Below are 12,254 nucleotides of genomic sequence, written 5' to 3' on the forward strand. Positions count from 1 at the left end.
AATTATGAAATTATTTTCAGTTAGCCGTTTTAAAGCTTTGATTAAACGAGTTCTTTTTTTAAGTGTCCTAATATTCATCATTCAATCGTGTGCTACATATCATGCGCAATATGGCAAAAACAGCAAAAACCCAACTCAAAACGCAGTTGATAGTTCAAAAATTGCCCATACCTTTTTTTTAATTGGCGATGCAGGAAATACCAACGAAAAACAAGCGCAAGAAACGCTACAATTACTTCAAAAACAACTTTCAAAAGCACCTAAAAAAAGTACTTTGCTATTTTTGGGCGATAACATTTATCCGAAAGGCCTACCTGATCATGAATTTACCAATGAACGATTAATTGCCGAGGACAAACTGACCAAACAACTCGATTTGTCTAAAAATTTTAAAGGATCAACGATATTTATTCCGGGCAATCACGATTGGTACAGCGGTTTAAAAGGATTAGAACGTCAAGCTCAATTTGTTACCAATTACCTAAATAATAAAAAATCTTTTTTACCAAGTAAAAGTTGTGCTATTGAGGATTTAGAATTGAACAGTAACCTGACTTTAGTTACCATTGACAGCCAATGGTTTTTAGAAAATTGGGACAAGCATCCTACCATAAACGATGAATGCAGCATCAAAACACGTGAAGATTTTTTTACGGAATTAGAAAGCATTTTGGTGAAAAATCAAGATAAAACAGTCGTTCTTGCGGTACACCATCCTTTGATGAGCAACGGATCACATGGCGGACAATTTTCATTGCAAAAGCAGATGTTCCCACTCGAAAAGAAAATTCCGTTACCAATAATTGGCTCATTGATCAATTTAATCCGAAAAACATCTGGAATAAGTCCGCAAGATTTACAAAACAAACCGTACGATCTTTTTACAAAAAGAGTAAAAACCTTGCTGCAAAGTCACGCTAATGTTATTGTTGTTTCCGGTCACGACCACAATTTACAATACCTAGAAAAAGACAACATCAAACAAATCATTAGCGGTGCTGGCTCAAAACATGAAGCCGCAAAGGCTGTTTTTCCAAACGATTTTTCATACGGAAAAAATGGCTTTGCTAAGTTGTCTATTTTTGAAAACGGAGCTTCGAAAGTTACTTTTTTCGGAATCGAAAACCATCAAGAAAAACTGCTTTTCGAAAAACAAATCAGCACAGCTAAGCAGGATTATGATATTAAAAGTTTAGCTGAAAATTTTCCCAAACAAACAACTACTCAAATTTATAGCGCCTCACAAACAAAAAAGTCAGGTGTTTACCGTTTTTTCTTTGGTAAACATTACAGAACGTATTATAGCCAACCCATTACTGTACCTACAGCAACCTTAGATACACTTTTAGGTGGACTCACACCAAAACGCGCTGGCGGCGGACACCAATCCAACTCCTTGCGCTTACTTGACAGCAACGAGCGCGAGTACGTAATGCGCGGCATGAAAAAAAGCACAACACGTTTCCTCCAAGCAGTTGCTTTTAAAAAACAATTCATTCAAGATGAGTTTGAAAATACCTATGCCGAAAGTTTACTCGCTGACTTTTACACCACTGCACATCCTTATACTCCGTTTGCTGTTGGAAAATTGGCTGAAACAATTGGAGTAGCGCATACCAATCCAAAATTATTTTATGTCCCGAAGCACGCGGCATTAGGAAATTTCAATGAACAATATGGTGACGAACTGTACCTCATTGAAGAACGCCCAACGGACAGCCAACTTGGAGTAAAAAGTTTTGGTACTCCGACAGCCATTATAGGTACTGATGATGTTTTAAAGAACTTACGAAAAGACGAAAAATATGCCGTTGATGAAAATGCCTATATCAGAGCGCGTTTGTTTGATATTTTAATTGGTGATTGGGACCGTCACGAAGACCAATGGCGCTGGGGCGAATACCGTGTGGGTGAAAAAATAATTTACAAACCCATTCCTAGAGATCGAGATCAAGCTTTTAGCAAATACGATGGTACTTTAGTATTTGTGTTGATGAATAAAGTGCAGTTGCGACACATGCAAACGTTTAAAGACCATTTAAAAAAAGTAAAAATTATGAGCCGCGAGGCCTACCCGCTTGATTTGGCTTTTTTAAAAACTAGTACTTTGGTAAATTGGATGCAAGAAGCCACTTTCATTCAGAACGAATTGACAGATAAAGCAATTGACAAGGCCTTTAATTCTCTACCACAAGAAGTTCAAGACGGCACCATTGAATCTATTAAAACAAAACTAAGAAAACGTAAAAAACAATTGTTGCTTGCTGCAGAAACCTATTACAAAGTGTTACAGCATACCGTTTTATTGGTTGGTACGGATAAAAAAGATCGATTTGAAATTCGAAAAAACAATAAAAATCAAGTTGAAGTCGCTGTTTTTAGAAAGAAAAAGTCAGGTGATGAACTGCAGTACAGCAAGCAATTTTCAGACAATACTACCAAAAAAATATGGATTTATGGTCTTGATGATGATGACGAATTTCAAGTTACAGGTACCGCATCGTCTAAAATAAAAATACGTTTGATTGGCGGCCAAAACGAGGATTCTTACCAAGTAGAAAAAGGTAAGAACATTAAAATTCACGATTTTAAAAGTAAAAACAACAATTATCAAGTTGATGCAGCAACAAGCATGCGCATTACTGATAATTACGAAAGCAATTTATACAACTACAAAAAACCAAATTACAATTATTTTACAGGCTTGCCCAACATTGGCTTTAACCCCGATGATGGCATCAAACTAGGAATTGTAACCGGCTACATAGTGAACGATTACAAACAAAATCCATATACTCAAAAACATACTTTAAAAACCAACTATTACTTTGCTACTAGTGGTTATGAAGCCATTTACAACGGTAAATTCCCAAAGCTTTTTGGTAAATGGGACGCCGATGTTGAAGGACGATTTACAAGTCCGAACTTCTCTATCAATTATTTTGGGTACGGAAACGAGACCAGAAATAACGAGGAAGATCTTGGGCGTGATTTCAATAGGGTAAAAATTAGAATCTTAAAGGTCATGCCCTCACTTAAAAAAATTGGCTTGTTTGGTGGTACATTTCAATTACAAACCGTGTACGAACGTATCAATGTTGAAGAAACTGCCGATCGCTTTATTGAAAATTCAACTCAAGTGCGACCAGAGGTTTTTACCAATCAGCATTTTGCGGGAGCAATGGTTAAATATAGTTTTGAAAACTATGATGAACCTGCATTTCCTTCGATGGGAATGGGATTTAGCATTAGCGGAAGCTGGAAAACAAATCTTGAAGATAGCAAGCGTAATTTCCCTACGATTGAAAGCAAACTGAATTTTAATCATAAAATTGATGCCAAAGGGAAGGTTGTACTAGCTACAATTGTAAAAGCCAAACACGTATTGAACTCTAACTTTGAATTTTATCAAGCTGCTACTTTGGGCGGAGATTACGATTTGCGTGGTTTTAGAAACGAAAGATTTTTAGGAAACCAATCGTTTTATCAAAGCAGTGATCTACGTTTTAATATCGGAAAAATTAAGCGCAGCATCATACCGATGAGTTTTGGAGTTTTGGCTGGCTACGATTACGGCCGCGTTTGGCTGAAAGGAGAAGAATCAGACAAATGGCATCAATCAGTTGGGGGTGGTGTATGGCTGAACGGACTCAATGCGCTCACGGCCAGACTCACCTACTTTAAAAGCAATGGTGAGCCAGCGCGCATCGCTTTTGGTTTAGGATTTGGATTTTAAGTTTTTTAAACTTGTTTTATAGAGTTTTCCGCCATCGCTTCCTGCTTTTTCATCAGCGATGAGAATCGTTTCATTGTCAATAAATACGGCCGACTCTTTTTGCGAAAAATGACCAAGCTCTAAAGTAGTTTGTGTTCCTTTTAAAAAATTCCCATTGGAATAACCCTCCAAAAGAATTAGTTTATCGTGCGTGAGTAAAGCAACTTTTGCCCCGTCAGGACTTATTGTGGCACTTGTTATCGCGCAATGATTGTAACTGTCGCAAGTTTTTAAGGAACCTAACAATACGGCTGCATGAGTTCCGGCTTTATTCGGCACTTGATATAATAAAGATGTACCATCAAAATTTTTACTGCGGTTTTTGGTAAACAAATAAAAATAACCTTCGTGTTCAAAAAAACCTTCTACATCGTACAAAAGTTCTTTCTTGGAAGGTGGAAATTCCTTTTGCTCCGGATAATAAAAAGCAATTTCGTAGGCTGCATTCGCTTCGCCATCAGTTAAAGATGAATGGTCTACTTTATAAATCACCAAATCTTTGCGCTCGTTATCGTTGTTTCCAAAATCACCGATGTAAATATTGCCTTCTTTGTCCTGAGTAATATCTTCCCAATCGGTATTGGTAGCATTGGTAATTTCGCAGGTCTTGGCAATTGAACCGTTTTTATCCAAACCATAAATCTTATTTGGGTTTCCGCTGTCGGCAAGCGCCCAAAGCATTTCAGCTTTGGTATCAAAAGTGATTCCTGAAACTTCCTTTAACTTTTTTGGAAGCTCGTATTGTTCTTGTAATACAGTTGAATCCTGTTGACAAGCTCCAGCAAAAAGAGCTATAATTGGTATCCAATGTTTTTTCATATTCGATTTTTTATTAAACCTTTATTTTGGTTGTTATCTGTAGGAAACGGTACTCCATTACATTTTATTTTTAAACAAATTGGTGTTTTTGAAATTCCGAATAATGAACTCAAAAGCAGCCGACATAACAGTTCCCATTGATTTTGCTTTTTTAAAATTCATGTCATTTGTGTAGCGATACAATTCCATTTTGAGCTGTTGCAAATGAGCCTCAGGTGCCAATTCGTCTTCGCCCATAATTTCAAGCAAACGATTAATCCGATTTTCAGCTGACAGAATTCGTTTGGCCAAAACGGCACGTTCTTCATCTTTGTATTGCTCAATCGAACTTTCTTGCAATTTGTCTTTCACTAATTTTACCATCGGATAATTTTCCTTGAAAAATTGCGGACGATACACTTTAAAATTGCCTTCGTAACATTGTTGATCAAAATCAATTGCTCGAATTTTATACACAACATGATCAAAATCGTGTATCGGAACAATAACATAATTATAGGAACGCATGTCACCCAGCAAACGAATCATGCAACGCTCATTAAATTTTACAAACTCTTTGGCAATTTGTGCTTTTTCCGTTTCAGAACGCTCTTGCAAAAGGGTTTTGATAAAAACATCTCCGGGAATTCCCATAATATGCTCTTCGATGAGGGTATCTTTATAAACCAAAAAATTGATTTTGTCAGGCGATAAGATGTGCTCTAACTCTAGTCCGTAAATACGCGAAGCATCGGCTTTTTTGACATAAAAATGCGTGTAGTTGTCGTTTAGAATATTTCGCACCTTGATTCGAAAAGGTTTTGAATTCCCAAACGTACAATAATCAATCGAGTCAATATTTAAAAACTTAATGATACTCAAATTTCCATCAGAGTGTAACAAAGAATAAATCTTTTTTAAATTCAAGTCAATTTCTTCTCGCTCAAATTCGCTGTAGTAAACCCTAATCCATAAAGTATCTTGATCCATTGTATCATACACAGTAACCGAACCCGAAAAACGCAACAAGTCATCATAAAAAACAGAGACTTCAGATAAACGATCAAAGCGTTGAAGGTATTCTAACAGTGCCGGATTGATAGGATACGAAGGTTTTTTAAAGATCATTATTGGCTCATTCATATCGGATGGATTTATAACAAATTTACAATAAAACTAAAGATTCGCAGTTGATACGTCCCTAGAAAAATAGAATTTTTCGAAAGCTACTAAATCACAGATGATATAAGAAAAGTAGTCAAAAAATACTTTTTCACTTTCTATTTTCCTCAATATTCAGAAATAAAAACCTAAACCATTGATAAGAAATCAATTAGATAAAATTTTTAAATTATTAATCATAAATCTTAATTTTTTATGTTAAAAAAAGAGGTTCCCTGAATTTAAATTTTATATTTGGACGCCAAAAATTAATTAAATTTATATACCACATAACTAATGACGGATAAGCTTGAACTCTACTTCAAGGCTGCACAATCAGCTAAGATTGGCATCTGGAAAATGAATTTGGACACCAATGAAATTTTTTGGGATGCTGTGACCAAAAGAATTCTTGAACTTCCTGATGATTTTATTCCTGTTAAAGGAAGTGGTATAAAGTTTTACTCCGAAGGTAATAATAGAGACCGCATTTCCCATTACATGCGGCGGGCGGTCGAGGAAGGACTATCGTTTAATGACAAATTTCAAATTACAACGGCAAAAAACAATATTCGTTACATAGAATGTATTTGCCAAGTTGAATTTAAGGATGGAAAAGCAACCAATTTGCTTGGTACTTTTCAGGATATCACCAATGAACAAAACCTTATTAACGAACTGCAGCTGAACGTAGAAAAATTTTCATCCATTTTTTCTAGTGCCAATGATGCCATTTTTATAATTAATACTTCGAGCGGTTTTATAACCGATTGCAACCCAAGATCTAAAGAACTTACAGGTTATCAATTATCTGAATTAAAAGGACTACATAACTCACAACTTTTTCCAGAAGAAGCCCGAAAAGAGGCTCGATTATTTTTAAAATACAATTTAGAACGGAATGAGTATACCGTAAACGAAACCGTTTTAAAAGCCAAATGCGGTGAACTTATACCTGTAGAAATTGCTTCGGGTAAAAAGTTCATTGTAGACAATATCACTTACTTAGTATGTTACATTAGAGATATCAGCGAGCGGAAAAAATCTGAAAAAGAACTCAATTTATTATCGCTTGCAGCTTCTGAAACGACTGATACTATCGTTATTGCAAATGAAGAAGGTAATGCAGTTTGGGCCAATCAGGCCTATTTAGATTTAACCGGACTGACTATGGAAGAAGTAATTGGGCAAAAACCAGGATACCTATCTATTGGACCCGAAACCGATCCTAAAAGCAGTGAATTATTGCGACTTGCGGTAAAAAACAAAGAAAGTATAAAAATTACGATCTTGAATTATACCAAGCAAGGCGAAAAGTACTGGTACGAACTTAATATCACCACCGCCTTTGATGCGCAAAATAATTTTGTAAATTTTATTGGTGTAGGTCGCAATGTTACTTCAAGAATCGAGAAACAACTAGAATTGAAAAAATTGCTAGAAGTTACGAGCAATCAAAACAATAAACTTTTCAACTTCACACACATTGTTTCACATAACATTCGTTCACACACCAGTAATTTAGCTATGGTAGTTGATGTAATTGAAAATACAGATGATATAAACGAAAAATTATCCTACTTTGACTTGTTCAAGGAAGGTACCCAAAAACTATCTGAATCGATTGATTATTTGAATGAAATTATAACCATTCAACAAAAAACAAATATTGAGAAAAAAGATATTCTATTAAAAGAGCAAATAGAGAAAACTAAAATGGCCTTGCGTCTCGCAATTCGCGAAAGCAAAATCATTATTACTGACTCTATTCCTGAGGATTTAACCGTACCAGCCATCCCCGCCTATTTAGACAGTATTCTATTAAATTTATTTACTAACGCTATAAAATACAAATCAGCTAAGCAAACAGCTACTTTGCACATTGAATTCGAAAAAGTAGATTCATATACCGTACTTCATTTTAGAGATAATGGACTAGGACTAAACCTCAATAAAAACGGTCATAAAATTTTTGGTATGTACAAAACCTTTCATGGTAATGAAGATGCCAAGGGTATTGGATTGTTTATTACCAAGAATCAATTGGAAGCTATGAATGGCAAAATTGAAGTTGAAAGTATCGAAGGAGAAGGGTCTAATTTTAAAATTTATTTCAATGAAAAATAAATTGACCTATATCATTGACGATGATAAGTTAACGGCTCGATTGATGACCATTCTGATTACCAAAAATAATTTTTGCGAAAAAATAGAATCGTTTCCAAATGCGCAAAGCGCCATTGATGTACTGCGCGAAAATGTGCGTAATCAAGCGGAGCTACCTGATGCCATTTTGCTAGATTTGAACATGCCAATGATGGATGGCTGGCAATTTTTAGATGAATTTATGCTGCTGCCTTTTCTAAAGGACATTCATGTTTTTATCATGACCTCATCTATCGACCCCGTAGATATTGAAAAGGCAAAAAAATATGCTGTAGTAAAATACTATATTGACAAACCCATCACTATTCAAAAACTGCAATACATGCAGCAAATTATCGAAGGAACAAATTAAACCAACAATTTAGTAACAAAATAGGCACTATTTCGTCCTACTTTTAAACTAAACAACGAAGCCTTTGAAACCTATCCTTACGATTGAAAACCTCAACAAGCGTTACGGCGCCGTTCAAGCACTAAACAATGTTTCCTTTACTATTCAAAAAGGTAATGTTTACGGAATTCTTGGTCCCAACGGAAGCGGAAAATCAACAACATTGGGTATTGTACTTAATGTAGTCAACAAAACTTCGGGCCAATACAGTTGGTTTGGAGGTACTATGGCTACGCACGATGCGCTAAAGAAAGTAGGTGCCATAATTGAAAGACCTAACTTTTATCCGTACATGACAGCACAAGAAAATTTAGAATTAGTGTGCAAAATTAAAGGCATTAACTACGCTAAGGTTCAGGAAAAATTGGAACTTGTAGGACTCCTTGAACGTAAAAATAGTAAATTCAGTACCTTTTCACTGGGGATGAAACAACGATTAGCAATAGCATCAGCCTTGCTAAATGATCCTGAAATTTTAATTTTAGACGAACCTACAAACGGTCTTGACCCCCAAGGAATACATCAAATACGAGACATTATAAAAGTAATTGCTGCGCAAGGAACTACTATTCTACTTGCCTCACACTTACTTGACGAGGTAGAAAAAGTGTGCACACATGTCGTGGTGTTAAGAAAGGGTGTGATTTTATATACTGGTTTAGTAGATGGAATGGCTGCAAACGAAGGCTTTTTTGAACTGCAAGCAGCAAATAACGAACAATTGCAAAATGCACTTGAACAGCATCCCGCAGTACAAAAGTGTACTATTGAAAATGAAAAAGTTTTGGTCTATCTAAAAGAGCCGCTTGAAGCCAAAGATTTGAATCAATTTCTATTTGAACGCCAAATTGTGTTACAACATTTGGTAAAAAGAAAAAGCAGTCTCGAAGAGCAATTTTTGACACTTACTGGTCAAAAATAAAAACGCCTAACCAAATCATGCTTGAGCAACTGCCAGGCCCTACTATTAATTCCGTTCTAAAACTACAATTCATGAAGAGACTTCTTACTATCGAACTACAAAAAATATGGAAAAATAAAGCTAGTAGAGTTTTAACACTTACCTATTTTATCTTACTCACCTTTATAGCCCTTATTGCTTCTATCAAATTTGATATTGGGATTTTCAAATTCCATTTAGCCGAAATGGGTATTTTTAATTTTCCTTTTATTTGGCATTTTAACACCTACATCGCTGCAATTTTAAAATTATTCTTAGCGATAGTTATCGTGTCAATGATGGCCAACGAATACAGCTATGGAACACTGAAACAAAACTTAATTGACGGAATGAGCAAAAAAGAATTCATTCAATCTAAGTTTTTAACCGTCGTGTTATTTGCTACTTTATCAACTCTTTTTATTTTTATACTTTCATTAATTCTAGGATTTAGCTTTTCATCGTACACAGAATTTGGAATTGTATTTTCTGATTTAGAGTATCTTTTAGCTTATTTTGTAAAATTAATTGGATTTTTCTCCTTCTGTTTATTCCTTGGAATCTTAGTGAAACGTTCTGCTTTTGCACTTGGATTTTTGTTTGTTTGGAATATTATTGAAGGTGTTATCATCGGTATTTTAACCTTTAAAATTTTCCCTCAAAGCGATACTGCTGCAAAAATTACACAATTTTTGCCTTTGCAATCAATGTCTAATCTGATTGTTATGCCTTTTACACGATTATCGGTTGTTAAAAATTTAGGTAATCAAATAGGCGTTGAAAACACTAATAGTTATGCTGTTGAGCCAAGTGCAATAGTAATAGTATTGATTTGGACCTTAATTTTCATTTACTCTTCTTATCGTTTGTTAGAAAAAAGAGATTTGTAGTACCTTTATAGGATGAAAAATCCGGTTTTCAAATTTACATTATTTACAATGATTGCTTGCGCTAGTTGTTTTTCACGAGCGCAATCAATTCGTATTGATGACACTTTTACTGCCAACCAATTAGTACAAAATGTACTTACAAATAGTGCTTGCATTGCAACTCAAAATGCTAATGCTACGGGTGATGATTTTTCAGGAAGCAAAAAAAGTTATGCCTATTTTAATGCCAATGGGAGTAATTTTCCGTTCCAAGAAGGAGTAATTTTAAGCACATCTAGCAGTCAAAATGCTGCTGGGCCTTATACCAATAGTGAAGGTGAAGGAGATTTACGTTGGTTAGGGGACCGAGATTTACAAATAGCTTTAGGCAGAAATAATACCATCAACGCCACAGTGCTCGAATTCGATTTTACCGCCTTAACCAATACCATTAGCTTTAATTACTTGTTTGCTTCAAATGAATATCAATTGTATTTTCCTTGTGAATTTTCAGATGGTTTTGCATTTTTAATTAAAGAAGTAGGTAGCACGGAACCCTACCGAAATATTGCCACCATTCCCAATACAACCGTACCTGTTTCATCAACCAATATCAGACCTTTTACGCCTGCTTTTAACAATGGGGTAATCTCTAAACCAAGTTGCGATGCTATGAATCAGGAGTATTTTGCAGGTTTTAATTCTACCGCAAGCCCAATTAATTATAGTGCCCAAACCGTTATTTTAAAAGCAAAAACAAGCGTAGTTGCAGGAAGAAATTATCACATAAAACTAGTGATAGCCGATGATTCAAATGAATTATTCGATTCGGCAGTGTTTATAGAAGCGGGAAGTTTTCAACCGCAAATCAATTTAGGGCCAGAACAAACCATTTGTAACGGGGAATCAGTAGTTTTAGATACAGGATTTAGCGATTTGAGATATCAATACCAATGGTTTAAAGATGGATCAACGTTGCCAATTGCAGGAGCTAATAACCCTACTTTTCAAGCCACTGATGCGGGAGAATATGCCGCAAAAGTAACGCTCAACGGCTCTGGCATCAATGCCTGTATTGCAACAGGTAATACAAAAATCACCTATAAACCAGCACTACGCACCACGCTAATGCAATGCGGAGATAGTGGCAATCAAGCATTTTTTGATTTGTCAAGCGCAACTAGTGATTTAAGAATTTCGGAAAGTAGTATCATGACCTTTTATGAAACCTTTGCTGATTATCAACAAAAGCGAAATCCTATAACTAATTTAAAAAATTATTACTCGTCAACAACAATTATTCACGCCAGTATTGCAAGCCCACAAGGTAGTTGCCAGGACTATGCTGCAGTGCAACTCTCTGTTTTACCACTAGACTCAAACTTGCCAATTGTAGTATTGTGCGACAACGATTCCAATCAAGATGGTTCGATGACATTTAATCTCGAAAAAGTCTTAAATCCCAAAATTTCTCCAAGCACCGTGGGAGTATCAAGCGATTTGACATATTATTACAATCAAGATGATGCTGCTTTGCAAAGTAATCAGCTCAAGGGTAATTTCACCACAACCACTAATCCGCAAACTCTATATGTCAGGGTCGAAAACAATTCTAATTGCTCGGGAGTTTATAAAATTACACTTGAAATTCAGCCTTACACAAATACCACAATTAATGTAATAGAAAATATTACCGTCAATGATTTTTCGAATAATAATAGCGCTACGATCAATACCATCGCAACGGGTAATTATGAGTATTCTATTGATGGAATTACTTTTCAAAGTAGCGCCACTTTTTCAAGTCTGTCCGCTGGTAAGTACGTCGCCTATGTCCGAGATATAGAAAATTGTACAATCGATTCCCGTCAATTTATTGTATTGGATTATCCCAAATTTTTCACTCCAAACGGCGATGGTTTTAATGATACATGGTCCATTAAAAACCTTGATTTATACCCAAAAGCTAATCTTTCAATTTTTGATCGCTACGGAAAATTACTCCGCGAAGTTTCAGGAATTAATGCTACTTGGAACGGAATTTATAATGGCCAACTTTTACCAGCGAATGATTATTGGTTTCGATTGGTTTTAGATCAAGACAACATCATAAAAGGGCATTTTTCTTTGAAAAGATAAATTTTTATTTGCTAT

8 protein-coding genes are annotated in these 12,254 nt (G+C 35.4%); 6 read left to right on the forward strand and 2 right to left on the reverse strand.

Features of this window, described 5'->3' with window-relative positions:
- The first annotated feature begins 4 nt into the window (after positions 1 to 4).
- Complete coding sequence (locus tag KBJ98_RS05310) at positions 5 to 3,736, forward strand: metallophosphoesterase (RefSeq protein ID WP_210788599.1); 3,732 nt, start codon at positions 5 to 7, stop codon at positions 3,734 to 3,736.
- On the opposite strand, the gene KBJ98_RS05315 is transcribed toward KBJ98_RS05310, so the two are convergent.
- Positions 3,719 to 4,594, reverse strand: coding sequence for an SdiA-regulated domain-containing protein (locus KBJ98_RS05315; protein WP_210788600.1), 876 nt, complete (start codon positions 4,592 to 4,594; stop codon positions 3,719 to 3,721). The genes KBJ98_RS05310 and KBJ98_RS05315 overlap by 18 nt on opposite strands.
- A gap of 57 nt (positions 4,595 to 4,651) precedes the next feature.
- Complete coding sequence (locus KBJ98_RS05320; RefSeq protein ID WP_210788601.1) at positions 4,652 to 5,716, reverse strand: hypothetical protein; 1,065 nt, start codon at positions 5,714 to 5,716, stop codon at positions 4,652 to 4,654.
- A 315-nt stretch (positions 5,717 to 6,031) separates the two neighbouring features.
- Here KBJ98_RS05320 and KBJ98_RS05325 point away from each other — a divergent pair, with 315 nt between their 5' ends.
- From KBJ98_RS05325 to KBJ98_RS05345, 5 genes are all read left to right on the forward strand, one after another.
- The gene (locus KBJ98_RS05325) at positions 6,032 to 7,861 is read left to right on the forward strand and encodes a sensor histidine kinase (RefSeq protein WP_210788602.1); all 1,830 of its coding nucleotides are present in this window, start codon (positions 6,032 to 6,034) and stop codon (positions 7,859 to 7,861) included.
- Complete coding sequence (locus tag KBJ98_RS05330; RefSeq protein WP_210788603.1) at positions 7,851 to 8,252, forward strand: response regulator; 402 nt, start codon at positions 7,851 to 7,853, stop codon at positions 8,250 to 8,252. Before KBJ98_RS05325 ends, KBJ98_RS05330 begins: the two co-directional genes overlap by 11 nt.
- A gap of 64 nt (positions 8,253 to 8,316) precedes the next feature.
- Positions 8,317 to 9,213, forward strand: coding sequence for an ABC transporter ATP-binding protein (locus tag KBJ98_RS05335; protein ID WP_210788604.1), 897 nt, complete (start codon positions 8,317 to 8,319; stop codon positions 9,211 to 9,213).
- Positions 9,214 to 9,284: 71 nt separating this feature from the next.
- On the forward strand, positions 9,285 to 10,121 hold the full coding sequence (locus KBJ98_RS05340) for an ABC transporter permease (RefSeq protein ID WP_210788605.1): 837 nt from the start codon (positions 9,285 to 9,287) through the stop codon (positions 10,119 to 10,121).
- Positions 10,122 to 10,133: 12 nt separating this feature from the next.
- Positions 10,134 to 12,239, forward strand: a complete 2,106-nt coding sequence (locus tag KBJ98_RS05345; protein WP_210788606.1) for a T9SS type B sorting domain-containing protein — start codon at positions 10,134 to 10,136, stop codon at positions 12,237 to 12,239.
- Positions 12,240 to 12,254 lie beyond the last annotated feature (15 nt).

The sequence above is a fragment of the Flavobacterium erciyesense genome (assembly GCF_018069925.1).
Lineage (GTDB): Bacteria > Bacteroidota > Bacteroidia > Flavobacteriales > Flavobacteriaceae > Flavobacterium > Flavobacterium erciyesense.

What these genes read in the sequence shown, in the direction of transcription:
- KBJ98_RS05345 (WP_210788606.1), top strand. Translation starts at nt 10,134, where the DNA reads ATGAAAAATCCGGTTTTCAAATTTACATTATTTACAATGATTGCTTGC.
- KBJ98_RS05340 (WP_210788605.1), top strand. Translation starts at nt 9,285, where the DNA reads ATGAAGAGACTTCTTACTATCGAACTACAAAAAATATGGAAAAATAAA.
- KBJ98_RS05330 (WP_210788603.1), top strand. Translation starts at nt 7,851, where the DNA reads ATGAAAAATAAATTGACCTATATCATTGACGATGATAAGTTAACGGCT.
- KBJ98_RS05310 (WP_210788599.1), top strand. Translation starts at nt 5, where the DNA reads ATGAAATTATTTTCAGTTAGCCGTTTTAAAGCTTTGATTAAACGAGTT.
- KBJ98_RS05325 (WP_210788602.1), top strand. Translation starts at nt 6,032, where the DNA reads ATGACGGATAAGCTTGAACTCTACTTCAAGGCTGCACAATCAGCTAAG.
- KBJ98_RS05315 (WP_210788600.1), bottom strand. Translation starts at nt 4,594, where the DNA reads ATGAAAAAACATTGGATACCAATTATAGCTCTTTTTGCTGGAGCTTGT.
- KBJ98_RS05320 (WP_210788601.1), bottom strand. Translation starts at nt 5,716, where the DNA reads ATGAATGAGCCAATAATGATCTTTAAAAAACCTTCGTATCCTATCAAT.